General features: G+C 55.0%; 24 protein-coding genes and 1 tRNA gene. 12 read left to right on the top strand and 13 right to left on the bottom strand.

Going from position 1 to position 25118, the window contains the following annotated elements; translation table 11 throughout:
- Position 1: 1 nt before the first annotated feature.
- A complete protein-coding gene (locus OZ410_RS01850; RefSeq protein WP_277706205.1) occupies positions 2–493 on the bottom strand; it encodes a lipocalin-like domain-containing protein in 492 nt (163 codons plus the stop codon).
- A gap of 54 nt (positions 494–547) precedes the next feature.
- On the bottom strand, positions 548–3247 hold the full coding sequence (locus OZ410_RS01855) for a DUF5916 domain-containing protein (protein WP_277706206.1): 2700 nt from the start codon (positions 3245–3247) through the stop codon (positions 548–550).
- 224 nt (positions 3248–3471) lie between these two features.
- Between OZ410_RS01855 and rplM the strand changes: the two genes are divergently transcribed.
- The 4 genes from rplM to tsf all read left to right on the top strand — a co-directional run bounded on the left by rplM (position 3472) and on the right by tsf (position 6593).
- Complete coding sequence (gene rplM, locus OZ410_RS01860; RefSeq protein ID WP_277706207.1) at positions 3472–3927, top strand: 50S ribosomal protein L13; 456 nt, start codon at positions 3472–3474, stop codon at positions 3925–3927.
- A complete protein-coding gene (gene rpsI / locus OZ410_RS01865; protein WP_277706208.1) occupies positions 3927–4313 on the top strand; it encodes a 30S ribosomal protein S9 in 387 nt (128 codons plus the stop codon). The genes rplM and rpsI overlap by 1 nt, the downstream gene beginning before the upstream one ends.
- A 245-nt stretch (positions 4314–4558) precedes the next feature.
- Complete coding sequence (gene rpsB / locus OZ410_RS01870) at positions 4559–5692, top strand: 30S ribosomal protein S2 (protein WP_277706209.1); 1134 nt, start codon at positions 4559–4561, stop codon at positions 5690–5692.
- Positions 5693–5768: 76 nt separating this feature from the next.
- A complete protein-coding gene (tsf, locus tag OZ410_RS01875) occupies positions 5769–6593 on the top strand; it encodes a translation elongation factor Ts (protein WP_277706210.1) in 825 nt (274 codons plus the stop codon).
- A 48-nt stretch (positions 6594–6641) separates the two neighbouring features.
- Here tsf and OZ410_RS01880 read toward each other — a convergent pair whose 3' ends face one another.
- Positions 6642–8522 (bottom strand): M61 family metallopeptidase, encoded by a 1881-nt coding sequence (locus OZ410_RS01880; RefSeq protein WP_277706211.1) that lies wholly within the window; start codon positions 8520–8522, stop codon positions 6642–6644.
- Positions 8523–8669: 147 nt separating this feature from the next.
- On the opposite strand from OZ410_RS01880, the gene pyrH reads away from it, so the two are divergent.
- The 6 genes from pyrH (at position 8670) to OZ410_RS01910 (ending at position 16244) form a co-directional block, all read left to right on the top strand.
- Positions 8670–9377, top strand: a complete 708-nt coding sequence (pyrH, locus tag OZ410_RS01885; protein WP_277706212.1) for a UMP kinase — start codon at positions 8670–8672, stop codon at positions 9375–9377.
- Between the two features lie 34 nt (positions 9378–9411).
- Positions 9412–9966 carry a ribosome recycling factor gene (frr, locus tag OZ410_RS01890; RefSeq protein WP_277706213.1) on the top strand — a complete coding sequence of 185 codons (555 nt, stop codon included), beginning with the start codon at positions 9412–9414 and terminating at the stop codon, positions 9964–9966.
- A 261-nt stretch (positions 9967–10227) separates the two neighbouring features.
- Positions 10228–12621, top strand: a complete 2394-nt coding sequence (locus OZ410_RS01895; RefSeq protein ID WP_277706214.1) for an efflux RND transporter permease subunit — start codon at positions 10228–10230, stop codon at positions 12619–12621.
- A gap of 76 nt (positions 12622–12697) precedes the next feature.
- Positions 12698–14128, top strand: a complete 1431-nt coding sequence (gene asnS / locus OZ410_RS01900; RefSeq protein ID WP_277706215.1) for an asparagine--tRNA ligase — start codon at positions 12698–12700, stop codon at positions 14126–14128.
- Positions 14129–14181: 53 nt separating this feature from the next.
- The gene (rpoN, locus tag OZ410_RS01905) at positions 14182–15639 is read left to right on the top strand and encodes an RNA polymerase factor sigma-54 (RefSeq protein ID WP_277706216.1); all 1458 of its coding nucleotides are present in this window, start codon (positions 14182–14184) and stop codon (positions 15637–15639) included.
- Complete coding sequence (locus OZ410_RS01910) at positions 15636–16244, top strand: hypothetical protein (protein ID WP_277706217.1); 609 nt, start codon at positions 15636–15638, stop codon at positions 16242–16244. The genes rpoN and OZ410_RS01910 overlap by 4 nt, the downstream gene beginning before the upstream one ends.
- A 5-nt stretch (positions 16245–16249) precedes the next feature.
- Here OZ410_RS01910 and OZ410_RS01915 read toward each other — a convergent pair whose 3' ends face one another.
- The 10 genes from OZ410_RS01915 to OZ410_RS01960 all read right to left on the bottom strand — a co-directional run bounded on the left by OZ410_RS01915 (position 16250) and on the right by OZ410_RS01960 (position 23181).
- Positions 16250–16732 (bottom strand): ExbD/TolR family protein, encoded by a 483-nt coding sequence (locus tag OZ410_RS01915; protein WP_277706218.1) that lies wholly within the window; start codon positions 16730–16732, stop codon positions 16250–16252.
- Positions 16733–16744: 12 nt separating this feature from the next.
- Positions 16745–17347, bottom strand: a complete 603-nt coding sequence (locus OZ410_RS01920) for an ExbD/TolR family protein (protein ID WP_277706219.1) — start codon at positions 17345–17347, stop codon at positions 16745–16747.
- Between the two features lie 129 nt (positions 17348–17476).
- Entirely contained in the window at positions 17477–18160 is a 684-nt protein-coding gene (locus OZ410_RS01925; RefSeq protein WP_277706220.1) for a porin family protein, read from the bottom strand.
- Positions 18161–18220: 60 nt separating this feature from the next.
- Positions 18221–18703 (bottom strand): ExbD/TolR family protein, encoded by a 483-nt coding sequence (locus OZ410_RS01930; protein ID WP_277706221.1) that lies wholly within the window; start codon positions 18701–18703, stop codon positions 18221–18223.
- A 14-nt stretch (positions 18704–18717) separates the two neighbouring features.
- Complete coding sequence (locus OZ410_RS01935) at positions 18718–19323, bottom strand: ExbD/TolR family protein (protein ID WP_277706222.1); 606 nt, start codon at positions 19321–19323, stop codon at positions 18718–18720.
- A gap of 11 nt (positions 19324–19334) precedes the next feature.
- On the bottom strand, positions 19335–19778 hold the full coding sequence (locus OZ410_RS01940) for a hypothetical protein (RefSeq protein WP_277706223.1): 444 nt from the start codon (positions 19776–19778) through the stop codon (positions 19335–19337).
- A gap of 25 nt (positions 19779–19803) precedes the next feature.
- The gene (locus tag OZ410_RS01945) at positions 19804–20592 is read right to left on the bottom strand and encodes a MotA/TolQ/ExbB proton channel family protein (protein WP_277706224.1); all 789 of its coding nucleotides are present in this window, start codon (positions 20590–20592) and stop codon (positions 19804–19806) included.
- 622 nt (positions 20593–21214) lie between these two features.
- Positions 21215–21301: transfer RNA gene (locus OZ410_RS01950), tRNA-Ser, on the bottom strand.
- 64 nt (positions 21302–21365) lie between these two features.
- Positions 21366–22400, bottom strand: coding sequence for an asparaginase (locus OZ410_RS01955; protein WP_277706225.1), 1035 nt, complete (start codon positions 22398–22400; stop codon positions 21366–21368).
- Positions 22401–22413: 13 nt separating this feature from the next.
- A complete protein-coding gene (locus OZ410_RS01960; protein WP_277706226.1) occupies positions 22414–23181 on the bottom strand; it encodes a TatD family hydrolase in 768 nt (255 codons plus the stop codon).
- Positions 23182–23217: 36 nt separating this feature from the next.
- On the opposite strand from OZ410_RS01960, the gene OZ410_RS01965 reads away from it, so the two are divergent.
- Positions 23218–23670: a retropepsin-like aspartic protease gene (locus OZ410_RS01965; protein WP_277706227.1), complete on the top strand. Its 453-nt coding sequence runs from the start codon at positions 23218–23220 to the stop codon at positions 23668–23670.
- Positions 23671–23754: 84 nt separating this feature from the next.
- A complete protein-coding gene (locus tag OZ410_RS01970; RefSeq protein WP_277706228.1) occupies positions 23755–25113 on the top strand; it encodes a cytochrome-c peroxidase in 1359 nt (452 codons plus the stop codon).
- Positions 25114–25118: the final 5 nt, after the last annotated feature.

Here is a 25118-nt window from a genome sequence, read left to right on the forward strand (position 1 = left end):
ACTACCGCTTGCGAAACACCAGCTGCCCGCCGCTGATCTGGTCTGCAAACACAGAACCCTCCAGATCCATGGTGAGCAGGTTCCCGGAAAGGGTTACGTTTACGGAAGAAGTGGCCCCGGCGGCATCCGTAATGGTTACCACCCCGTTTTCATAGGTATAGGTGCCGGAATCCGCATCGGCCTGGGTCGGGCAAGGGATGTCGAAGTTCCCGACCGCCAGGCCGCTCAGGTCCAGGTAATCAAAGGAATTTTCAGCAGTGGCCTCCCCATTGGCCTCGAAGGTAAGGGCCAGAATATAACAGTTACGGGCGGCCAGGATCCGTAAAAAATCGCTGGCCAGCAATTCGTCCTGGGTGGCTGTATTGGCATCCAGTTGCAGTTCCACGGCATCCCAGGTGCCAATTATGGAAGGCGGTTCGGAACCCCCTCCGTCGTTGGAACAGCTACTTAGGAACCCCAGGGCCAGCAGGCCCGCCGCTATTGCTTTTCTCATAACCTTTGTTTTAAACGATAACGGCAAGATACCCAATATCTTTTACCCTTTTCGTTAAAAGGCAAAGCGGTAGGTGGCCTTCACCAGGAAAATATTGGCCGGCTGCTGCGCGCCCCCAAAGACGTTGTCCTGTAGCCCGGCCCACAGGCTGTTGCCGGGGTCCCCCGAAGCGGTAAGGTCCTGTGACCACACCAGGAAAAGCTCGGACCCGGGGATGTATTCCCAACGCACCACCAGGTTGGACCGGAATTGCACAAAGGAAAAATCGGGGTCGGCAAAGCTGAAATCCGGGGTGCCGTCCAGGGATTCGTCAATCTGGTAAGCCCCGTCCGCATAGGTGAGCTGGGCATCGCTGTAGGCGGTAATGCGATCTTCAAACCGGGCTGCCAGGGGGTCGGTTACATGTTTGAAGGCACTGTACTGCCCCTGGGAAATAAAGGGCTGCCCCCAGTACTGTATGGTCAGGTTGGGATTAATGGTATAATTCACCCGCAACGAGAGGGAAAGGGTCTGCTGGTCTATAGTCCCGTTCAGGTAGCGCACAGACCCGCCCAGATCGATATTCTGGATATACTGCAAACGGTCCTTATTCACAGTATAGCTGGGATTTGCCGAAATACTGAGGGCGTTGGTGGGCTGATACGTGATTCCCCCTTGCAGGTAATACCGGCGGAAGGAATCGTCAAAGGCCTTCCGGCCATTCTGGAACAGGTTAAAGCGAAGTTTTTTCCGGCGGTCCGTATTAATGCCGTTCCAGAAGGATACCCCGGGGGAATTGCGCAGGCGGGGACCACCCCTGAGGTCAAAATTGGAGTACTGCAACGGCTGCACGGTAACCCCCAGGTTGGTAAACCAGTTGTTGGCCCAGTTCTGCCAGCTGTTGGCATTGAACTGCAGCAGGTTGTGGTTCCCCCCAAAATCCCAGGCGCTCCAGTGGTTGTAGTTGATCCCCACCCTGCGAAAGGTATTGTCCGGCTTCAGGCTCTGATACGCCACCCAGGTATAGTGGCGGATGTCGTCTGCCTGCCGCTGGAAGCCAATATCGTTGAGTTCCAGTTCCGGGGAGCGCCAGGTGGCGCCGCTTTCAAACCGCCAGTGGCCGTTGCCTACCTTCCCCACCTGCAGGTTCCCGCCCGTCCCGGTCAGGGAAGTACGGTCAGGGTCTACCTCCAGGTAATCCGCCCCGGCCCGCTGGAAGAGATGGGCTATGGACTGCTGGGTGCGGGTTATGGCTTCCGGGCTGCCGCTAACATGGCTCCAGACCAGGCTGCCGCCCAGGTACCAGTCCCGGTTGTTCCACTGGTGCTTGAAATCCACCCCCCCGGAGTAGGCTGCACGGTGGAGCCAGCCCATGGATTCGGGCAACTCTTCCCGGTTGGTGGCCGTAACGATGGTCCCGATATAAGTATCCCCCTCGTTAAAATCTTTCTGGATACGCCCCACCAGATAGTTGGTCAGGGGCTCCACGGTTTCGCGCCGGCGGCTGCCCTGGTTGTCGATAACGGCCCGGCGGCGGGCCGTCAGGCTTTCCAATAAGCCCACAGACCACCCGTCCTGCGTCTTGCCGCTGAATTTCGCCGCCCCCAGGATGGGCGTGGTTGTGGGTTGGTCTACATATTCCCCGGCCGCGGTTGCCGGGTAGCCCTGCGGGCTGCGGCCAATGCGGCGGCTGTAAAAGACATTGTCGGACCCGAAGGTATCCCCGGCAATGGATTCGGACACGGGGTAGTTGAAAATGTTTTTGTTTTCCACGAAAAAGGGCCGCTGTTCCCGGAAAAAGATCTGGAAGCCGTCCAGGGCAATGGCGGATGGGTCCGCCTCCACCTGTCCGAAGTCCGGGTTCAGGGTCAGGTCCAGGGTCAAGTCATTGGTAATGCCGATCTTGGCGTCCAGCCCACCGGTAAGGGTAGTTTCCTGCCCATCCTCGAAGGGGTTTCCCGCCTCGGCTTCAAAACTGCGGGTGCGGGCCACCGTGTAGGGCTGGATCTCCAGCTGATTCTGGGATTCGATATCCCGCAATCCTTCCAGCAGGCCAAATTCACTTACAAAGCCCGGGGTGTCTACCGGCAGGCGCTGCCATACCGAACGCTCTTCGTCCCGGAAAAACCGCCGCATCACCTGCAACCCCCAGGTCTGCCGGGGGGCCTCTGCAAACTTAAGCTGGCTTAAGGGGATGCGCATCTCGGCGGTCCAGCCCTGGGCATCGGTCCGGGTCTTCACATACCAGATCGGGTTCCAGGTATCGTCCTCATTGTTGCCGTTGTTGGATTCAAATACGTCCCCCTTTACCCCGGCCGCCGAAACGATAAAGCCGAAGGCCGTGCGCTTGTCGAAGTAACTATCGATAAAGATCCCAACCCAATCCCCGTCAAAACCATCCCTCCGGGAAAGCCGCTTTACGATCTTCCCGGGTTCCGTATCAAAAGCCCGGATCCCCACATAAAGGTTGCTGGCATCGTAGAGGATACGGAATTGGGTTTGCTGGGCCGGGGGGGTATTCTCATCCGGCCGGTGTTCGATAAAATCCCCGCCCCAGGGCACCTGCTCCCAGGCCGCATCGGACAGATCCCCGTCTATAGTCGGGGCCTGCGCGGGCATAATGCTTTGTGTGGTATAGGTTTTACGCGGAACGGCATCCGGATCTGCGGTGGCAGAAGGGTCTGAGGGGCCGGCACCGACAGAAGCATCCTCCTGGGCGGAAAGGGAAAATACAGGAACTGCGAGCAGCAGCGCCCAGAGTTTCAATCGCGTCATGACTGTCAGGTTGATTGATGATACTTTAAGGACGGCTGCTGCAAGGCGGTGTTACAGCTTTCAGGCAAGTTTTCACAAGGCTTTAACAAAAATTCGGCCCGGCTTTGTAAATTTGCCGGATTGCAAAAAATATTGCCCAACAAGCATTTGCAATTCAACTTAATAATCGTACATTTGCAGCCCGTTTATCGGGATTGAAGTGTTTAATGCGTAAATATTCAGTAGTGGATACATTGAGCTACAAAACTTTATCTGCCAACAAGAACACCGTGAAGAAAGAGTGGGTTCTGGTAGATGCCGAAGGCCAAACCCTGGGGCGCCTCGCCTCCAAAGTGGCTAAAATCCTGCGCGGTAAGTACAAGCCGGATTTCACCCCCCATGTGGATTGTGGTGACAACGTGGTTGTAATCAACGCCGCCAAGGTTGCCCTTTCCGGCAACAAAATGGATGCCAAGGAATACATCCGGTACACCGGTTACCCGGGAGGCCAGCGCGTTCGTTCTGCCAAGGAGATGCTGGAGCAAAAGCCCATCGCCGTGGTGGAAATGGCTGTTAAGGGGATGCTCCCTAAAAACCGCCTGGGGGCTCAGCTGTTCCGCAACCTGCGGGTATACCCCGGCGCAGAACACGACCAGGAAGCCCAAAAACCGAAGGCCATCAATTTAAACGACCTTAAATAATGGAGGTAATTCACAAAATCGGGAGAAGAAAGACAGCGGTTGCCCGGGTATACGTATCCGAAGGCAAAGGGAATATCACCGTAAACAAGCGGGACCTGACAGAATACTTTCCCACTGCCACCCTGCAATACAAGGTAAAGCAACCTTTCACCCTCACCGAGAACAACGATAACTACGACGTAAACATCAACGTTTACGGCGGGGGCATCACCGGGCAGGCAGAAGCCATCCGACTGGCCATCTCCCGGGCCCTCTGTGAAATTGACAGCGAAAACCGCGGCGCCCTCAAACCCGAAGGCCTGCTGACCCGCGACCCGAGAATGGTGGAACGCAAGAAATTCGGACAGAAGAAAGCCCGTAAGAAGTTCCAGTTCTCCAAACGTTAATATCCTGTCCCCGGGTTTTCCCGGGGACCCCTTTTTATATCGAGTTCCCTGCCCCGGCAGGATTGAAGTATTAACCCTGTTCCTTGAAACCGCTCTCACGAGCAACTACTGACTAACCGAATCCCGCAAGACGGGTTCGGTAGCCGATTTAGTTTAGCATCTAAATGCCGGAGGCAAGCCCTGCCAGAACAGGGCCTACCACTTCGGGATTGCGAATTCAAAGAACGTAAACTAAGTTTCAAAAAATGGCTGCAAAAGCTGAAGTAAAAGACCTATTGGAAGCAGGGGTGCATTTTGGGCACCTCACCCGTAAGTGGAATCCGAACATGGCGCCCTACATCTACATGGAGCGCAACGGGATCCACGTTATCAACCTCTACAAAACTACCGCCAAGCTGGAAGAAGCCTGCGAGGCCCTGAAGAAAATCTCCGCCTCCGGGCGCAAGGTGCTGTTCGTGGCCACCAAGAAGCAGGCCAAGGACATCGTGGCCCAGAAGGTTTCCGAAACCAACATGCCGTACATCACCGAGCGCTGGCCCGGTGGTATGCTCACCAATTTCGTAACCATCCGCAAGGCGGTAAAGAAGATGACCTCCATCGACCGGATGAAGAAGGACGGCACCTTTAATACCCTTTCCAAAAAGGAGCGCCTGCAAGTAGAGCGTCTGCGTGCCAAACTCGAGAAAAACCTCGGATCCATCGCAGACATGACCCGCCTGCCCGGTGCCATCTTTGTGGTAGATACCATGCGCGAGCACATTGCCGTAAAGGAAGCCCAAAAACTGAACATCCCGATCTTTGCGATGGTCGATACCAACTCCGACCCACGCCCGATCGACTTTGTGATCCCGGCCAACGACGACGCCTCCAAGTCCATCGAGATCATCATGACCCATGTGACCCAGGCCATCAACGAAGGCCTGTCCGAGCGTAAGAGTGAAAAAGCCGCTGAAAAGGAAGGCGAACAGAAAGCTGCAGTGGAAGCCCCCAAGGCAGAAGTCGCTGAAAATGAAGAAGTTAAGGCTGAAGCCCCCAAGGCCGAGGCCCCGAAAGCCGAGGTGGTAAAGGAAGAAGCCCCGAAAGCCGAAGCCCCGAAAGCCGAAGCCCCTAAAGCCGACGCTGCAGAAGCTGAAGACCTGACCAAGGTAGAAGGTATTGGCCCTAAAGCCGCCGAAGCCCTGGTGAATGCAGGGATCAGCACCTATGCTGCCCTGGCCAAGGCCAAACCGGAAGCCATCAAGGAAATCCTGACGGAAGCCAGCTCCCGTATGGCCCACCTGGACCCGGGTTCCTGGCCCAAGCAGGCCCAAATGGCTGCAGACGGTAAATGGGACGAGCTGAAGGAATGGCAGGACAATGCCAAAGGCGGCGTGGAGTAGGCCTTCCGCAGCAAAGAAACTAAACTGAATTGCGTAAACGGGGTGCCGGGTGCACCCCACAAATCTCATATCAAAAATGGCTAAGATAACCGCCGCTGAAGTAAATAATTTGAGAAAGGCCACCGGTGCCGGAATGATGGATTGTAAAAACGCCCTGGTCGAGGCCGATGGCGATTTTGACAAGGCCATCGAAATCCTGCGCAAGAAAGGCCAGAAGGTAGCTGCCAAACGTGCAGACCGCGACTCCGCCGAAGGCGCTGCCATCGCCAAGGTAAATGCAGACAACACCCAGGGGGTGATCATCTCCCTGAACTGCGAGACCGACTTTGTTGCCAAGAACGACAGCTTTGTGACCCTGGCCAACGACCTGGCTGACCTGGCCCTGGGCTTTGACAGCAAAGAGGACTTCCTGGCTGCCGATTTCAAAGGTATTTCCGTTCAGGAAAAACTGATGGAGCAAACCGGGGTAATCGGTGAAAAAATCGAGATCGGAAGCTTCCGTCGTCTGAACGCGCCCTTCGTAGGGTCCTACATCCACGCCGGGAACAAGATCGCAACCCTGGTTGGACTGTCTGCCAATGTGGATGGTGCCGCTGCTGCTGCAAAAGACGTGGCCATGCAGGCTGCTGCCATGAGCCCCATCGCCCTGAATGAGGAAGGTGTGGATCAGGAGACCATCGACAAGGAAATCGAAATTGCCAAGGAAACCCTTCGTAAGGAAGGCAAGCCTGAGCATATGCTGGACCAGATTGCCAAAGGGAAACTGACCCGTTTCTTTAAGGACAATACCCTGGTAAACCAGGATTTCATCAAAGACAGCAAAATGAGCGTAAAGCAATACGTAAAGTCTGTCGATGCCAACCTGGAAGTAACCGGCTTCGAACGGGTAGCCCTGGGTTAACCCCAATGCCACCTAAAAGCAAAAAGCCACCCTTCCAGGTGGCTTTTTTTATTGGCCGTTAAGCCAGGCATTTCTCAGGGCCACCGCCTCCGGCGGGGCATCTGGGTCCGGGGCCAGGCGGTTGTCCGTCACCGTGGGGGAACCGGCCTTGCCTTCCAGCAACAGGCGTTCGCCGTCCCGATCCACTTCCATCCGGATGTCCGTATCCGGGGTCCAGCCCAGGCTCTGCCCGATAATCATCCGGATACCATTCAGGTTCACTTCGGTTCCGTTAATGCTTTTCAGCACATCCCCGCCCCGGGCCCCCAACCCGGTCAGAAAGGAATTCAAGGGGATCCCGCGCCGGATAAAGATGCGGTCGGTATCGTCGGGGTCCACATCGATGAAGGGTTCCTGGCTGGCCAGGTCCTTCAGGAAGTACCCACTGGGCACCTGCCGCTCACCGCTCAGCAGGCCCACCTTGCGGAAAACGGCCGCGTAATCGATGGGAGTGCCCCCAATGACGTGGGTCTCAAAGAAGGTTGCCACCTCCGGGTAGGTCATGGCTGCTATTTCCGCCAGCAGCTCGCTGTCCTTGAACGGGGTATCCAGGTCGTACTTTCGGGACAGGTCCTTCATGAGTTCCAGCACCCCGTACTGCCCCCCGCTCTGCTCCCGGAGCAGGATATCCAGGGCCAGGTTGATCAGGGTACCCTTTTCATATACATTGGGGTACTGGGAAGCATAAGGCTCCTCCAGTACCTTCCGGCTCATCTCCGTAAAGGAAAGGGAGTCGTTATAGGCCGCCGCATTTCGGATTTTGCCCATCAGGCGGGCATAAAATTCATCCGGACCAATCAGCCCTTCCCGCACCTGGAAGAGGTTGGCAAAATATTCCGTAGTTCCTTCGTACATCCACAGGTGGCGCGACATCTTCGGGGCGTTGTAATCAAAATACTGGATCTCCTCGGAATGGACATTCAACGGGGTCACGATGTGGAAGAATTCGTGTGAAACCACATCGGTCATGGCTTCCTCCAATTGCGGGAGGGGGAGCACCTCCGGCAACACCACCACGGTAGAGGTGTGGTGCTCCAAAGCCCCAAAGCCCATGGCGTCGCCCTGCATGGTGGACAGGTATAGCAGGATGTTGTATTCCGTGGTACCATCGATATCGCCCAGGAAAGCTTTCTGGGCCCGCATCATCTTTTCCATGGACGGTTTGAAATCTGCCGCGGAATACTTGCCACCCGGGGAGTATACGCTCAGGACCACATTAATGCCACCCACCCGGAACACTGCCGGGGCCGTGGGGGTAAACTGTATGGGGTTGTCGATCAGGTCAAAATACCGCCCCACTTTATAGGTGCGCCACCCATCTTCAACAGGTCCTACCGGAAGGGAACTGGAGGGGTAAATCCCATTAGGCGCCTTGAGGAAGAACGTATACGGCTGCTCGGTCATGCCCTCGAAGTATCCTACAAATCCATGGAGGTTCAGCATATAATGCCTGCCCTCAAGGATATTCGTGCCTGCCGGGGAAAAAGGCGCATCTTCCCCTCCCCCTTCAGCGTCAAAGGTATCGTTCACCTCGTACACTATACGATCCAGAACCTTTCCGTCGGGAATTTCCCAGGTGTTGGGGCCCAGCCGGTGAACCTCCAGGGCATCCCCGCGGCTGTCCTGGGCGGAAAAAGCCTCCACATACCGTCCGTAATTATCCGTACTGTAAGTGCCCGGCACCGTTTTAGGGATATAGAACCGGACGGGGCCGGACCCAAAGGCCCCCGGGTCTACCTCCACCCTAAGGCGGTCGTCCCGGGTTTGGTTTAAATCCATATACACCTGAACGGGGGAATCCTTGGCCGAAACCGTTTTGCGGGCAGCCCCGCAACCCAGGGCCATAATGCTCAACAGGGTGAGCATCAGCCCATTTCTTATTGCAGTCATTTCAGAGGGATCTATTTTGAGCAAGGATATCGATTTCTGCTTGGATTGGAGCCGGATTTTAGAAATTATTGGCAATTCCCGGAAGACCCGGTACAGGTCAGGGCTAAAGAATTTTAGTTATTTTTGTGTGCAAATAAGCGGCATTTCATGCAATACAAACGCATCCTCCTCAAGTTGAGCGGTGAGGCCCTGATGGGCGACCAACAATACGGAATTGACCCCAACAGACTGGAATTGTACGCCAGCCAGATCAGGGAGGTAGTAGACAAGGGCGTGGAAGTGGCCATTGTGATCGGCGGAGGGAACATCTTCCGGGGCGTGGCCGGTGCCAGCAGTGGTATGGACCGCGTTCAGGGCGACCATATGGGGATGCTGGCTACCATTATTAACGGCCTGGCCCTGCAATCCGCCCTGGAAAACCAGGGGGTGGATACCCGCCTGCAGACTGCGATTAAAATTAACGAGGTGGCCGAACCCTTTATCCGCAGGAGGGCCATGCGCCACCTGGAAAAGGGACGGGTGGTCATTTTCGGAGGGGGTACGGGGAACCCGTATTTCACCACGGACTCTGCCGCCGTTTTGCGCGCCATTGAAGTAGAGGCAGATGTGATCCTGAAGGGCACGCGGGTAGACGGTATCTACACCAGCGACCCGGAGAAGGATAAAACGGCAACAAAGTTCGACACCATAAGCTTCCAGGATGTGTTGCGGCGCGGCCTGAAGGTCATGGATACCACCGCCTTTACGCTGAGTCAGGAAAACGAACTCCCCATTGTGGTGTTCGACATGAACAAACGCGGCAACCTGTTGAAGATCGTCTCCGGGGAGAACATCGGAACGGTGGTGAATTTATAAATACAAACCAAGCGCTTTACATCAAGCTCAGGATATGAACGAAGAAGTAACCTTTGTAATCGACAGTGCCAGGGAAGCCATGGATAAGGCCATAGCCCACCTGGAGAAGGAATTGGTGAAAATCCGCGCAGGCAAGGCCAGCCCGTCCATGCTTTCCTCCGTTATGGTGGATTATTACGGGAGCCAGACCCCCTTGTCTCAGGTTAGCAATGTGAACACCCCGGATGCGCGAACCATTTCCGTACAGCCCTGGGAAAAAGCCATGATTCCCGTAATCGAAACGGCCATCATGAATGCCAACCTCGGGTTTAACCCCATGAACAATGGGGAGATGGTTATCATTAACGTGCCCCCGTTAACCGAAGAGCGGCGCCTGCAACTGGTAAAGCAGGCCAAGGCCGAGGCCGAAGATGCCAAGGTAGGGGTACGCTCCGCACGGCAGGAAGCCAACAAGGATATCAAGAACCTGGATATTTCCGAAGACCTGGAAAAGAATGCCGAAATCGACATCCAGGAACTCACCGACGATTATACGGCTCGCATCGACAAGATCCTGCACAACAAGGAGGCGGAGATCCTGAAGGTCTGATACGCCTGAAACGCCTTAGAAACCTCCCCTTGCCGGGAGGTTTTTTTATGCTCCGCGGTACCGGTACCAAACCAGGGCCGCCAGGATCAGGGCCAAGCTACAAACTACGATAAGCAGCCGGTAAAACCTCCGGGCTATTCTCCGGTATTTGCGATGGGGAGTTTCCATGGACAGGCGGGACTTTATTTAAAGGTAGGGAATGCCTCCAAATTTGGGTACAGTGCCCGGAGTTTTCTACCTTTGCCGCCGAATCCTGGTGGCATGGTAGCGAAACTGACACAAGGCTTTTGGGCCAAGACCGCGCGCATTATCCTGCGCAACCGCATCCTGATCCTACTCGGGATTGCGGGGGCAACCCTGCTACTCTCCACCCAATGGCAGTACATGCGGTTTTCCACCTCCGAAGCCAACCTGCTGCCGGATGACCACCCCACCAACCTGGAGTATCAGACCTTCCTGCAGCAATTCGGGGAAGAAGGCAATGCCATTGTCCTGGCCGTGGGGGATTCCGCCCTGTTTAATCCGGAGAATTTCAATGCCTGGAATGTACTGAGCCGCCAGCTCGAGGCCTTTCCAGAGATCGATCTGGTGGTCTCTACGGAAAATCTGCAGCGCCTGGTCAAGGACAACGACAAGCAGGAATTTGTGCTGCAACCCTGGCTGGAAGGGCAGATCACCCGGCGGTCCCAACTGGACAGTATGATGCACGAGCTGTTCCACGAGCTGCCGTTTTACGACAAGCTGCTCTACAACCGGGATAGCGGGACCCTGCAAACGGTGGCCTACCTGGATAAGGATATTGTAAACACCCCGGTACGCAAGGATTTTATCCTGAAGGACCTCCAGACCCTGGTGCAGGATTTCCAGGAGGAGACCGGGCTTAAGGTGCACGTTTCCGGGATGCCGTATATCCGGACCATGAATGCCCAGAACATCATTGACGAGATCGGAATATTTATCGGGGCTGCCCTGCTGGTGACCTCCCTGATATTCTTCTTTTTCTTCCGCTCCTTCCGGGCCACCTTTATCTCCATCTGCGTGGTGGTGATCGGGGTAATGTGGGCCTTCGGCACCCTGGGCCTGCTGCGGTACGAAATCACGGTCCTTACGGCCCTGATCCCCCCGGTGATTATTGTGATCGGGATTCCCAACTGCATCTTCCTGATCAACAAATACCAACAGGAAGTAAACAAGCACGGCAACCAGGCCATGGCCCTGCAGCGGGTGATCTCGAAAATCGGGAACGCCACCCTGATGACGAACGTCACCACGGCCTCCGGTTTTGCCACGTTTATCATCACGGACAGCAAGCTGCTTACCGAATTCGGGATTGTGGCCTCCCTGAACATCCTGGGGATCTTTATCCTTTCCCTGCTGATTATCCCCATCCTTTACAGCTTTATGCCCCTGCCCAAGACCAAACACCTGAGGCACCTGAACAAGCGCTGGATCGACACCTTTGTAAACTGGATGGAGCATATTGTACGCAACCACCGGGTAGCGGTCTACCTGGTTACGGTGGCCCTGCTGATGGCCAGCATCATCGGGATGTACCAGATCCGCATCTCCGGCAGCCCCATAGAGGATATGCCCAAAAATGCGGAGTTCTTCAAGGACATCCGCTTTTTCGAAGCCGAATTTGACGGCATCATGCCCGTGGAAATTGTGATTGACTCCAAAAGGCGCAACGGGATCCTTCGGCCCCCTACCCTGCGCCGCATGGACCAGCTAAGCGCCTTTATAGAGGAAACCCCCGAACTCTCGCGCCCCATTTCCGTGGTAAACCTGGTGAAATACTCCAAACAGGCCTTCTATAACGGGATGCCCAAATACTATCAGCTGCCCACCTCCCAGGAGAGCAACTTTATCCTGGACGTGGCCCGCAAATCCAAGGAAAATGGCAACCTGCTGAAGAGTTTTGTAGACACCTCCGGGCAGGTGGCCCGCATTACCACCTATATGAAGGACATGCCCACGGACCGGATGGAGGAAATTGAATCGGATCTGCTGGAGGAAATCGGGAAGGTTTTTGAGGCGGATCGCTATGATGTCTTTATGACCGGGAAGGCTTTGCTCTTCCTGAAGGGCACCAAATACCTGGTGCGTAACCTGATCCTCTCCCTGGCCCTGGCCATCGGGCTTATTTCCCTGTTTATGGCCTACCTCTTCCGTTCGTTCCGGATGATCCTGATATCCCTCATCCCCAACCTGCTGCCCCTGATCATTACGGCCGGGGTCATGGGCTTTGCCGGGGTACCCATTAAACCCTCCACCATCCTGGTCTTTAGCATTGCCTTCGGGATATCCGTGGACGACACCATCCACTTCCTGGCCAAATACCGGCAGGAGCTGGCTACCCACCGGTGGAAGATCCGCCAGTCCGTTTATGCAGCCCTCAGGGAAACCGGGGTAAGTATGTTCTACACCTCCATTGTACTTTTCTTCGGGTTTTCCGTCTTTATCATCTCCAGCTTTGGGGGAACGGTAGCCCTTGGAGCCCTGGTTTCGGCTACCCTCCTCTTTGCCATGCTGGCCAACCTGATCCTGTTGCCCTCCCTTTTGCTTTCCCTGGAGCGCAGCATTGCGAACAAGGAGGTGCTCAAGGAGCCCCAAATCGACATTCTTACCGACACCAACGGGGAGGACACGGAATAAAAGCGGCCTGAAACCCCCATCCCAATCCGCGCAAACCGCTATCTTTGCCACTTGAAACCGAATGCCGATTATTGAGATGATCACGCCAATCCAAACGCTGCTCAACGGGTCCTACCTCCTGCAGGAGGTAACGGTTTCCGGATGGGTGCGCACCTTCCGGTCCAACCGCTTTATTGCTCTGAACGACGGTTCTACCCTGCAAAACCTGCAATGTGTGGTAGACTTCGAGGCCATGGAAGAATCCGAACTCAAACGCATCACTACCGGTGCTGCCATCCGGGTGCAGGGCACTCTGGTGGAAAGCCAGGGGCGCGGGCAAACCGTGGAAGTACAGGTAAAAACCATGGAAATCCTGGGCGATGCAGATCCGGAGACCTATCCCATACAACCCAAGAAACACTCCATGGAATTCCTTAGGGAGCAGGCGCACCTGCGGGTGCGGACCAACACCTTCGGAGCCGTGATGCGCGTACGGTCGGCTCTGGCCTTTGCCGTGCATCAGTATTTCACCTCCCGCGGATTTTATTACTTCCACGCCCCTATCATTACCGGGTCGGATGCGGAAGGAGCCGGGGAGATGTTCCGGGTCACCACCCTGGACCCCAAAGCCCCGCCCCTGGACGATGCAGGGGAGGTAAACTTTAAAGAGGATTTCTTCGGAAAGGAGACCAACCTTACCGTTTCCGGGCAACTGGAAGCCGAGGCTTATGCCATGGCCCTGGGCAAGGTGTACACCTTCGGGCCCACCTTTCGGGCAGAAAACTCCAACACCTCCCGCCACCTGGCCGAGTTCTGGATGATTGAACCGGAGATGGCCTTTTACGACCTGGATGCCAACATGGATCTGGCCGAGGATTTTATACAGGAAGTGATCCGATATATCCTGGAGCATTGCCAGGAAGACCTCGCATTTCTGGATAAACGCTATGCGGACGAGGAGAAAAGCAAGCCCCAGGCCGAACGCTCCGAAATGGGCCTGCTCGATAAGCTGCGCTTTGTAACGGACCAGCCCTTTAAACGGGTTACCTATACCGAAGCCATAGACATTTTGCGCAACAGCAAGCCCAATAAAAAGAAGAAGTTCCAGTACCCCATTGAGGCCTGGGGGGCGGACCTGCAAAGCGAGCACGAGCGCTACCTGGTGGAAAAGCACTTTGGCTGCCCGGTGATCCTGTTCAACTATCCGGCGGAGATCAAGGCCTTCTATATGCGCCTGAACGAAGATGGCAAAACCGTACGGGCCATGGACATCCTCTTCCCGGGAATCGGGGAGATTGTGGGCGGCTCCCAGCGGGAAGAACGCCTGGAAGTGCTGCGCGAAAAAATGGAGCGCCTGGGCGTGGAAGAAAAGGAACTCTGGTGGTACCTGGACCTGCGCCGTTTTGGAACGGCCGTACACAGTGGCTTTGGGCTGGGCTTTGAACGCCTGGTGCAGTTTGCTACCGGGATGGGCAACATCCGGGATGTGATCCCCTTCCCGCGTACCCCACAGAATGCCGAGTTTTAAGGCGAATTCCGTATTTTTAGGAAAGGACCCCAAACGCTACGGACTCCGGGCATATGCTGAAACAACACCTCCAATTAAAACTCTCGCAGAAGCTGTCGCCGCAGCAGATCCAGCTTATGAAGCTGATCCAGCTGCCTACCCAGGCTTTTGAGCAGCGCCTGAAACAGGAACTGGAAGAGAACCCCGCCCTGGAAACGGGCCGGGAGGAGAGTGGTGCGCTTGAGGACGAATTCGCCGACCTGTACCCGGAGGAGCGGGACTCGGACCGCATTGAAGCGGAGGACATCAACATAGACGAATACCTGAGCGACGACGAAATACCCGATTACCGGGTTCGCACCAGCAATTACAGCGACGACGACGAAGACCGGCAGGTTCCCTATGCCTCTGGGGTATCTTTTAACCAGTACCTGATGAACCAGCTCAACACGGAGTACCTGGACGATGCCCAGTGGGCCATTGCCGAGTTCCTGGTGGGCAGCGTGGACGAGAGCGGGTACATCCGCCGTTCCCTCCCGGACATCATGGACGACCTGGCCTTTACCCAGAACATTTTTACAGACCAGCAGACCATCCTGGAGGTGCTCCACAAGGTACAGCAGCTGGATCCGCCAGGGGTAGGTGCCCGCTCCCTGGACGAATGCCTGCTGTTGCAATTGGACCGGAAAGAGCCAACCCCAGCCATTGAGCGTGCCAGGGAAATTCTAAAACGTTCCTTTGAGCACTTCACCAAGAAGCACTATGCCAAGCTGCAACAGAAACACGGGCTCAGTGAAGAAGAATTACGGGAGGCCGTGGGGGAAATCGAAAAGCTGAACCCCAAACCCGGGGGTTCCTACGCCGGGGGCAGCAAGGCGGTAGAACACGTGGTGCCTGACTTCTCCATCCGCATTGTGGACGGGGAGCTGGAACTGAGCCTGAACAACCGGAATGCCCCGGAGCTGCATGTATCCCGGGAATATTCCAACATGCTGGCCGGCTACAAGGATGCCAAAGAGCGCTCTAAAGAGCAAAAGGACGCAGTGTTGTTCATCAAACAAAAGCTGGATGCGGCCAAGTGGTTTATCGACGCCATAAAGCAGCGGCAGCAGACGCTTTACGTAACCATGAACGCCATCATGAACTACCAGGAGGAATATTTCCTGACCGGGGATGAACGCAACCTGCGCCCCATGATCCTGAAGGACATTGCAGACCAGATCGGGATGGATGTTTCTACCGTATCGCGCGTGGCCAACAGCAAATATGTAGACACCCCTTACGGCACCCGCCTGATCAAGGATTATTTTTCCGAAGCCGTGAAAAACGAACAGGGCGAAGACGTCTCTACCAAGGAAATCAAGAAGATCCTGGAAACCCTGATCGGGGAAGAAAACAAACGGAAGCCCCTTACGGACGATAAACTGGCGGCCCTGCTCAAGGAAAAAGGCTACCCTATTGCCCGCAGGACGGTTGCGAAATACCGGGAGCAACTGGGCATCCCGGTAGCCCGGTTGCGGAAGGAGATATGATGCGACTGCTGAGCAAAATCCTGACCTATGTCCTGCATCCTTTGCTGATCCCCGTATACGGGGTGCTCTTTTATTTCCAGATGACCCCCAAATACCACGCCGAAGCCTTCCGGGCGGGAAACCTGCTGCCCCTGTTTATCCTGACAGTAATTATCCCCCTGGTAAGCCTTTTGATTCTGAAAAACCTGGGGATGGTTCGCAACATGTTACTGCTGCGGGCCACAGAGCGGATTTATCCCATCCTGATTTTCCTGGGGCTGATGCTCATGGTCCTGTTCCGGGTTATTCCCAACCACTATTCCCCGGAAATTTATTTCTTTTCCCTGGGGATCATTTTGGCCGGTACCGCATGCCTGGTGCTGGCCTTGCTTGGGAAGGTCGTGAGCCTTCATATGGCGGGAATAGGCAGCTTGCTCATGTTTATGGTGGCCCTGAGCATCCATTTCGAAAAGAACATTGTGCTGGCCATTAGCCTTTGCACTTTGGGCAGCGGGCTGTTGGCCAGCGCCCGCCTCTACCTGCGCGCCCACGGCCGCGCCGCTGTCCTGACGGGCTGGCTCATTGGCCTGCTTTCCCAATTGATGCTGATCCGCTTTTGGCTGTAAGGCCCTCAGGGCGTGCTTTGGGGTCGCTCCGCCGAATAGGTGGTATAATTGACCTTCAGGGCGTGTACCTCCCGCAGCACTTCCTTAATATCCTGTACCAGCCCCATCCGGGCCTTTTGGTCTACCTTCAGGGATATGGTTATCAGGGCTCGCAGGTGTTCCGGGACGGATGCCCGCTTTTCCAGGATATAGGGCCCCACATCGGAAACCCTGGCAAACTTACCATTGAGCTGGATCTGGGGTTCGTTACCAAAGGTTTCCGCGTATGGGGACAGGGGCGCCCCCACATGGATATCGATCACCAGGTCCCTGCGCTCCAGTTTTTTGATTTCCGTAGCCACAGGCAGGGTATTTTCTATTTTAAGGGATTGCTCCTTTACCGTGGTGACCGTCATAAAAAAGAAGAGCAACATAAATACGATATCGGGCAATGCGGCCGTGGATACTGCCGGCACACGACTGCTATGGGATACAGGGATTTTTAACATGACCTACAGGGGTTAGTGCCGTGCCGTTTCGGCTTCGGTGAGTTTCATGGGATACAACTCGCGGATGCCTGCAACCTGCTCCCGCAATATTGCTTTGAGGGCGGGGGGCGTTTGGGGGTTCAGGTATTCGGATTCTATCTCGGTATAGGCCCTGCCATAGCGTGCCCGGGCTTCCCGGTTCCGCAGGGCATTATAAGCCCCGGTCAATTCGTTCTGCACTGCAATATAGGCCCCGTAGGGGGTTTCCCGGTCGCTTTTAAGGGTGATGACAGCCTTGTTCGGGTTGTCCGAAGAGGAAGCTTCCTGCAACCCCTGGCAATAGGCACAGCTGCCATCCCCCCCATTGTCCAGGAAGGCTATGGCGGCCGGCCGTAATTCCGCAAGGTCCATGGGCTGCTCCTCTACCAGCAACTGCCCTTCACGGTTCAGAGCCACCTGGAACAAGTTCTTCTGCCTGATATCAACAATGGGCTGCTGGGTCTCGTCCGGTGGCAACATCCGGTCCAGGCCGGCATCGGTTTCTATGGTGGTGGTCACCAAAAAGAAAATGAGCAGTAAAAAGGCGATGTCCGCCATGGAACCGGCACTGACTTCCGGAATACTTCTATTGGGCATGGTTTCGGGATTTCGTTCAGGCCAGGGTCTATCCCCGGCATCCGAACAAAAAGTACCCATTAAACCCCCGCAGCGCCAGGAATCTTGCGTGAAGGCTCCACTTCAATGAGGGAAGTCACCCTCTTGTGCTTAAAGAATATAGAAAATGAGGCCAACCCGCACCGCCGCCATTTCCAGGGGTTGCCCCTGGGGCCCGGTTACCCCTTCCTGGAACAAACTGTTCAGGCCGTAATAGGCATGCAGGTTAAAGGTGTTATAGCCCACGCTCAGGGTCAGGCCATACTGCAGGTTTTCCGAGTCGGGGTTATAAAAGCTGTCTTTGGTCGTGTCCCCGATATACTTGGAACGGGTTCCGACAATATACCCCGCTTTTACCCCCCCGTAAATCCGCCAGAATTTATAGTCGGTGGCATTGGAGCTCCGCCAGCGTATTTCAATGGGCATTTCCACCAGATGGGTTTCCAGTTTATTCCGGCGGTAGCCTTCCAGCGCATCCGCATTCACATACGTGAACCCTCCAGAGGATTCCAGCGCCCTGAGGTTGGAATAATACGAATTCACCCCATACCCCAAACCAATGCCCAGGGCCCAGGTTCTGGGGCCATTAACGGGGATGTCCTTAATCAGCCCCATAAATAGCCCGTACGAAAGGTTATTCTGGGAAATAGTTGCCGGCCGGTTGCGCAAGAGGTTATAGGTGAGGCCCACATAAAACTGGTCCTCCAGATACCAAGGGTCCGGGTCGGGTTGTGACTGCGCAAGTACCCCGCCACAGAGGCAAAAAATACAGAAGAAAGCCGCAAAGTGCTTCATAACGGGTATAAAAAAACGCCTCACCGGAATGAAGCGTTTTTCATTTAAGTATTGAAAAAATTATTGCAGGTTCCGGAAGGCATCCCCCTCATAGGTCGTGTAGTTCACTTTGAGGGCGTTTACCTTACGCAGTTCCTGTTTGATATCGGATATAAGACCCATGCTGGCTTCTTTGTCCACCTTCATGGCAATGGTCAATACATTCTGAAGCTCCTGAGCTTTCTTGGCCCGTTCCTGCAGGATGTAATCCCCGACGTCTCCGACGCCGGCAAATTTATCATTCAGCTGGATTCTGGGTTCGGACCCGAAAGTCTTCTGATACTGGCTGGTGGGCTTCCCAACAAAAATGTAGATTACCCGGTCCTTTTTGTCCAGTTTCTTGATTTCAGAAGCGTTCGGCAAAGTATTTTCCACCATCAGCGAACTGTCCTTCATGGTTGTTACCGTCATAAAGAAGAACAACAGCATGAATACAATATCGGGCAGCGATGCCGTGGATACTGCTGGGAGGTCCCCATCTTTTTTCTTATTAAACTTAGCCATGCGTTACGCGGGTTTTAATTTGTGGATGTCTCGGCCTCTGAAAGCTTTTGCGGGAATAGATCCTGGATCCGCTTCACCTTATCTTTCAGATCGTCCCGGATTTCGGTCGCGGTTTCCGGATTGAGGTATTCCGCCTCCATTTCCGTAAAATCCCTGCCGTAAAGCCGTTGGGCCTCGCGGTTCCGAAGGTCGTTGTAAGCCCCTACCAGTTCGTTCTGAACGGTGATGTAGGTAGCATACTTGGTCTCCCGGTCATTTTTCAGCGAGATGATCGCTTTGGTGGGGTTGTCCGATGAACTATCATCATTACGGCCCTTGCAATAGTTGCAAGTACCGTCCCCCCCATTGTCCAGGAAATCCTTCGCAGCCTGTCTCAGATTTTTAAGGTCCATCAACTCTTCCTCGACCAGTAATTGGCCATTTTTGTTGATGTTCACCGTAAAAATGTTCTTCTGCTTAATCACCACATCCTGATCCGGCGGCTCAATGGGCGGCAACATACGGTCCAGCCCCGCGTCGGTTTCGATAGTGGTGGTTACCAGGAAGAAAATCAGCAGCAGGAAGGCGATATCCGCCATCGAGCCTGCGTTTACTTCCGGTGGTGCTCCTCTTCTAGGCATAATCCTTCATTTTACTTGTTCATCATCTTCTTGAGTCCGCCCCAGAACATGGAAGCCACTGCAATCACAACCAGAATGAAGAATACATTCAGGCCGGTTCCAATGTTCTTTACGGTGCCCTCGGTGGTGGCAACGCCACGGTCTGCCATGGCTTCCACGGTGCCGTCAGCCCCGTCGGACAATACATACGCAATCCCTACAACAACCAGGAATCCGACCACTCCGAAAAGGGTCTTCTTCAGGCCATTAGGATTGGAGAAAAGGTTCTTCAGGGTAAATACCAGACTGAATACCACGGCAACAGCAAGCAGGAAGTACATGATCATGAACATCCAGTGTACCGCGCCGCTTTCTACGGCTTCCCCAACTGGGGCTTCCGCTTCTGGCAGCTGGGACCAGAGGATTGCCCCTATGGCGCCCAATACTACTAATCCTATTTTTACAAACTTGTGCATATTTCAGGTATTTGGATGTTCTGATTTACTTCTTGTGATCCACCAGCATGTCGATCAGGGAGATCGAGGAATCTTCCATATCATTGACGATGCTGTCGATCTTGGCAATGATGTAGTTGTAGAAGATTTGCAGGATGATCGCAGTAATCAGACCAAATACCGTGGTAAGAAGTGCAACCTGGATATCACCGGCAATCAGGGAGGCACTCAGGTTACCCACGGCGCTAATTTTCTGGAAGGCCTGGATCATACCGATTACCGTACCCATGAACCCGAGCATGGGCGCAATGGCGATAAACAGAGACAGCCAGGAAACGTTCTTTTCCAGCTGGCCCATCTGAACCCCACCGTAAGCCACAACGGCTTTTTCGGCAGACTCGATGCTTTCACCAGCCCGGTCCAGTCCCTGGTAGTAGATAGAGGCAACGGGGCCCTTGGTGTTACGGCAAACTTCTTTAGCCGCTTCAATGCCACCGGAGGCCAGGGCGTCTTCCACTTGTTGCTTCAGTTTGGAGGTATTGGTGCTGGCCATATTCAGATAGATGATTCGCTCGATGGCAACAGCAAGGCCCAGGATCAGACACAACAGTACGATGCCCATGAAGCCTGCACCCCCCTGGATGAATTGCTCTTTCAAAACCTGGGTAAATCCTCTATCCTCAGAAGCCGCAGCGGCCTCATCCTGGAGGGCAATGGTGGCTGTGGCCAAGGTTGAAGACATGTTGGAAACAATTGCCGAAGCTTTAGCGCTTACCGTATTTGTACCTATTACAAATAGCCCAGCCATGGCCAGGAAAGAGAATAATCTTTTCATTTTTTTCAAACTTAAATTTAGATTAGTTATGTGGCTAAAGATATAAAAAAATTAGAATTAAAAAATTAAATTTCGGGATGGGAACCCCTGAAATTACTAAAATTCCGGGAGGTTTACACTACTTTTCGACCACCTTTTTTTTCCTGCCATCAAATCTTTTCAAAAGGGCGTTGCAAACAAGATTCCATCTAGGGATAATGATCCGGGCCGGAAAAAAACGCGCCGTGCAGGAAACACCGTTTCGATGCGCGATCAACAACCGGTTGCATCACCGGAATTTTTCGGGTTATATATAATACGGTATACCCGGGGTTTTGAACACCGGGCTGTATCTCCCAGGGGATAGCCGAGACGCTGCCGGGGTTCAGGGGGCCGGACAAGCATAGAAAGCAACGACCCGGCAACCCCAAACCGAAACATCACAACCCCATGGATTAGCGCCCGCTCGCGCTGGCGCTGATCCCCATACCTCGGTTCAGGGGGCCGGACAAGCATGGAAAGCATCGACCCGGCAGGGCCGGGTCGGGCTTTTTTATTTCCGTATGCCTTACAAAAGCGAGCTTTTGACGGCATGGGAAATAAAAAAGCATCGCTGCAAATGCAGCGATGCTTTCCTTTTGTGCAGAGAGGAAGGGATTCGAACCCTCGATCCGCTCTCGCGGAAACACGCTTTCCAGGCGTGCGCCTTAAACCACTCGGCCACCTCTCTGTAACCCTGATTTAGGGCTGCGAAAATAAGAAAATTTTCGGGAAGAAATAAAAATATTAACCCCTTAATTTTCGGTCAACTCTCCCCGGAGGGAGGTTTCGAAGATCGTTTTAAAGGAACGGGGAGCCACCCCGGCCCCAAGCAGGTACATCAGCTTGGCCAGAGCCGCTTCGGTCGTTATGTCGCGCCCGTCGATGAGCGGGATATCCCGCAGGCCTGAACTGGTTTCATAACGCCCCATCAACACACTTCCCCCTGCGCATTGGGTTACGTTTACAATGTGCATCCCACGTTTGACAGCAGCTTCCAGAGCCTCCAGCAACCATGCGGCTGTAGGGGCATTGCCCGCCCCAAAGGTTTCCAGCACCAACCCGCGCAACTGCTGGTTTTCCAGCACCGGGCAAACCCAATCCGGATGCATTCCGGGAAAGAGCTTTAATACCCCGATCCGGTTTTCCAGTTCGGTATGCACCTTAAGACCGCCCTTGCGCTGGGACTTCCACAGGCGGTCGCGATGGACGTTCAGGTGCACGCCCGAAACCGCCAGTTCCGGATAGTTGGGCGAAGCAAAGGCCTCGAAGTGTTCGGTATTCACCTTCAGGGTGCGGTTGCCCCGGTAGAGCTTGTATTCAAAATACAGGCACACCTCGCGTATCACGGGTCCGTCCTTGTCCTGCAGGGCGGCCAGCTGTATGGTGGTGATGAGGTTTTCCTTGGCATCGGTACGCAGGTCCCCAATGGGCAACTGGGAACCGGTCAGGATAACCGGTTTGGCCAGGTCTTCGAGCATAAAGCTCAGGGCGGAAGCCGTATAACTCATGGTATCGCTCCCGTGCAGGACTACAAACCCGTCAAATCGGCCGTAGTGTTCCGCGATCAGCCGGGCCAGCTGCCGCCAGTGTTGCAGGTCCATGTTGGAGGAATCCAGGGGGTTGGCAAAGGCCACGGAATGGATGTCGCATTCCAGCTGGCGCAGCTCAGGAATCTGTTGAAGGAGGTTCTTAAAATCGAAGGCCCTAAGGGTTCCCGAAGGGTAATCCCGTACCATGCCGATGGTCCCCCCGGTATAGATCAACAGTATTTTCGGTGTACTCTCCATGCCCTCTGCCTGATTATACGCCAAAGACCGCTTTGGAATTTTCGGTAGTTATAGCTGCAATTTCCGCCTCCGGCAGGCCGTAGATTTCAGAAAGCCGGGCCAGCACATACCTCAGGTAGGCGGGTTCGTTGCGCTTGCCCCTCCGGGGTACGGGTGCCAGGTATGGGGCATCGGTTTCCAGCACAATATGCTCCAGGGGAATTTGCTCCAGGAAGGTATCTATCTTCCCGTTCTTAAAAGTCACCACGCCGCCAATGCCCAGCTTCATCCCATAGGAAATGGCACGATGGGCCTGTTCCAGGGTTCCGGTGAAACAGTGGAATATCCCGAAAAGGCCGGGGCCTTTTTCGGATTCCAGCACCTCAAAGATTTCATCAAAGGCTTCCCGGCAATGGATCACAATGGGCAGGCCATGCCCGCGCGCCATCCCGATCTGTTGGCGGAAAGCGTCTTCCTGCTGCTCCCGGAAGGCAGTATCCCAGTAGAGGTCCATCCCGATCTCGCCAACAGCCACATAGCCCCCCTGGGCCAGCTGGGTCCGCACATGCTCCAGTTCCTGCTCATAGTCTTCCTTCACATGGGTGGGGTGCAACCCACTCATCAGGAAAACACGGTCCGGGAAGGCCTCGCGCAACTCGCGCATGGACCGGGTATAGGTGGAATCGATGGCCGGGATAAAGAAGCGCTCCACCCCTGCCTCCAGGGCGCGCTGCATGACGGCATCCCGGTCTTCCCGGAACTCCTCTACATACATATGGGTGTGCGTATCGGTCAGAGTCACAGCACAAAAATAGGATTATCTTTACCAAAATAATTCATGGGCGCACTGAAAAAATTGCTGGAACAAGAGGGTTTTCTGGGCTTTACCCTGGAGGCTACAGCCACCGAACACCTGGCCATCGAAGCCCGTTTAAACCAGGTGCCCGGAAGGTTTATCGTAGACACCGGGGCTTCCAACACCTGCGTGGCCATGGACCGGGCTACCGCCTTTGGCCTGGTAGGGGAACCTTCCGAAATCAAGGCGGCAGGTGCAGGAGCCACGGATATGGACACCCAGGTTTCCGCGGGGAATTGCCTGGAGCTCCCCCCATGGAAACAGGAAAACCTGCAGGTGGTGCTCATTGATTTGTCCCATGTAAACCAGGCCCTCCTCCAACACGAAACCCTTCCCGTAGACGGCATCATAGGCGCAGATGTGCTGCGGGAAGCGGAAGCCCTGATCGATTACGGGACGTACCGCTTATTCCTGAAATCCGGCGCGAAACGGTAGTTGGTCGAAATTCCACCAACTTTTGACTTCCGGGCAGGCGAAATCCCCTACAGGCACCTTACATTTGGGTATACCCCCGATGTGATGAATATTTTCCCGGCATTGTTGAAAAGGCTGTTCCCCCTTGCCGCTTTACTGCTCGCCGCTTCCTGTGCCGCAGACCCGGATTTGTACGACGTGGTGGGCGATCCTTCGGAGGCCCTTCTCCGGGAACAACTCACTACCCTGTTCGGATCTCCTGCCGCCCTGCAACTGCCCACAGCTGCCGAACTCGACCGCATTCCCGCGGACCCGAACAATCCCCTGACCCCGGAAAAAATTGCCCTGGGCAAATTCCTCTTCCACGAGACCGCCCTGGGCGCGGCGCCTGTTAAGGCTGAAGGGTTGCAAACGTATTCCTGCGCCAGTTGCCATCACGCCTCTGCGGGCTTCCAAAGCGGAACCCTGCAGGGGATCGGGGAAGGGGGTTCCGGCTATGGCCTGCTCGGGGAGGCACGGCGCAAAGCGGACACCTACGCCCCCGAAGAACTGGATGTGCAACCCATACGCTCTCCTACCATCCTCAATACGGCTTACCAGGAAGCCATGCTCTGGAACGGGCAGTTCGGGGCCACCGGGATCAATGCAGGTACCGAACCCGCCTGGACACCCGGCACCCCTAAGGAAACCAACACCCTCGGGTTTGAAGGCCTGGAGACCCAGGCCATTGCAGGGATAGGGGTGCACCGCCTACACCTGGAAGCCAGCCTGCTCACTGACTATCCCCGGTACAAAGCCCTCTTTGACACCGCCTTTCCTGAAATTCCCGAAGACCAGCGGTATTCCGATCGCAATGCCGGCCTGGCCATTGCAGCCTATGAACGGACGGTCCTTCCCGATGCCGCCCCTTTCCAGGTATGGCTCAGGGGAGAGGAAGGAGCTATGTCTGAGGAGGAGAAGCAAGGGGCCCTTTTGTTTTTCGGTAAGGGAAAATGTTTCCAGTGCCATTCCGGGCCGGGCCTGAACGGCATGTCCTTCCATGCCCTGGGGATGGGGGATTTTGACCCCGACCAGGTTGCCGGAACGGTAGATGATGCCACCCGCAAGGGGCGGGGCGGCTTTACCGGCAAGGATGAGGATTTTTACACCTTTAAGGTGCCGACGCTCTACAACCTTAAAGGACTCCGGTTTTTCGGACACGGGGGGAGCTTTTCCTCCGTGGGGGAAGTGATCCGCTACAAGAATGCCGGGGTACCGGAAAACGCCGGAGTGCCGGAGCAATACCTCTCCCCGGATTTCACCCCTCTGTTACTGGACGAACAGGAAGTATACCTGCTTACCCGCTTTGTAGAAGAGGCCCTCTTTGACCCCAACCTGCAACGGTACGAACCCGAGGCCCTGCCTTCAGGGCTTTGTTTCCCCGTGGCCGACCCTGTTTCGCGTCAGGATTTGGGTTGCGATTAATCGCG

Source organism: Robiginitalea aestuariiviva (genome assembly GCF_029537735.1).
GTDB classification, from domain to species: domain Bacteria; phylum Bacteroidota; class Bacteroidia; order Flavobacteriales; family Flavobacteriaceae; genus Robiginitalea; species Robiginitalea aestuariiviva.

What these genes read in the sequence shown, in the direction of transcription:
- OZ410_RS01850 (WP_277706205.1), bottom strand. Translation starts at nt 493, where the DNA reads ATGAGAAAAGCAATAGCGGCGGGCCTGCTGGCCCTGGGGTTCCTAAGT.
- OZ410_RS01855 (WP_277706206.1), bottom strand. Translation starts at nt 3,247, where the DNA reads ATGACGCGATTGAAACTCTGGGCGCTGCTGCTCGCAGTTCCTGTATTT.
- rpsI (WP_277706208.1), top strand. Translation starts at nt 3,927, where the DNA reads ATGGAGGTAATTCACAAAATCGGGAGAAGAAAGACAGCGGTTGCCCGG.
- rpsB (WP_277706209.1), top strand. Translation starts at nt 4,559, where the DNA reads ATGGCTGCAAAAGCTGAAGTAAAAGACCTATTGGAAGCAGGGGTGCAT.
- tsf (WP_277706210.1), top strand. Translation starts at nt 5,769, where the DNA reads ATGGCTAAGATAACCGCCGCTGAAGTAAATAATTTGAGAAAGGCCACC.
- OZ410_RS01880 (WP_277706211.1), bottom strand. Translation starts at nt 8,522, where the DNA reads ATGACTGCAATAAGAAATGGGCTGATGCTCACCCTGTTGAGCATTATG.
- pyrH (WP_277706212.1), top strand. Translation starts at nt 8,670, where the DNA reads ATGCAATACAAACGCATCCTCCTCAAGTTGAGCGGTGAGGCCCTGATG.
- frr (WP_277706213.1), top strand. Translation starts at nt 9,412, where the DNA reads ATGAACGAAGAAGTAACCTTTGTAATCGACAGTGCCAGGGAAGCCATG.
- OZ410_RS01895 (WP_277706214.1), top strand. Translation starts at nt 10,228, where the DNA reads ATGGTAGCGAAACTGACACAAGGCTTTTGGGCCAAGACCGCGCGCATT.
- asnS (WP_277706215.1), top strand. Translation starts at nt 12,698, where the DNA reads ATGATCACGCCAATCCAAACGCTGCTCAACGGGTCCTACCTCCTGCAG.
- rpoN (WP_277706216.1), top strand. Translation starts at nt 14,182, where the DNA reads ATGCTGAAACAACACCTCCAATTAAAACTCTCGCAGAAGCTGTCGCCG.
- OZ410_RS01910 (WP_277706217.1), top strand. Translation starts at nt 15,636, where the DNA reads ATGATGCGACTGCTGAGCAAAATCCTGACCTATGTCCTGCATCCTTTG.
- OZ410_RS01915 (WP_277706218.1), bottom strand. Translation starts at nt 16,732, where the DNA reads ATGTTAAAAATCCCTGTATCCCATAGCAGTCGTGTGCCGGCAGTATCC.
- OZ410_RS01920 (WP_277706219.1), bottom strand. Translation starts at nt 17,347, where the DNA reads ATGCCCAATAGAAGTATTCCGGAAGTCAGTGCCGGTTCCATGGCGGAC.
- OZ410_RS01925 (WP_277706220.1), bottom strand. Translation starts at nt 18,160, where the DNA reads ATGAAGCACTTTGCGGCTTTCTTCTGTATTTTTTGCCTCTGTGGCGGG.
- OZ410_RS01930 (WP_277706221.1), bottom strand. Translation starts at nt 18,703, where the DNA reads ATGGCTAAGTTTAATAAGAAAAAAGATGGGGACCTCCCAGCAGTATCC.
- OZ410_RS01935 (WP_277706222.1), bottom strand. Translation starts at nt 19,323, where the DNA reads ATGCCTAGAAGAGGAGCACCACCGGAAGTAAACGCAGGCTCGATGGCG.
- OZ410_RS01940 (WP_277706223.1), bottom strand. Translation starts at nt 19,778, where the DNA reads ATGCACAAGTTTGTAAAAATAGGATTAGTAGTATTGGGCGCCATAGGG.
- OZ410_RS01945 (WP_277706224.1), bottom strand. Translation starts at nt 20,592, where the DNA reads ATGAAAAGATTATTCTCTTTCCTGGCCATGGCTGGGCTATTTGTAATA.
- OZ410_RS01955 (WP_277706225.1), bottom strand. Translation starts at nt 22,400, where the DNA reads ATGGAGAGTACACCGAAAATACTGTTGATCTATACCGGGGGGACCATC.
- OZ410_RS01965 (WP_277706227.1), top strand. Translation starts at nt 23,218, where the DNA reads ATGGGCGCACTGAAAAAATTGCTGGAACAAGAGGGTTTTCTGGGCTTT.
- OZ410_RS01970 (WP_277706228.1), top strand. Translation starts at nt 23,755, where the DNA reads ATGAATATTTTCCCGGCATTGTTGAAAAGGCTGTTCCCCCTTGCCGCT.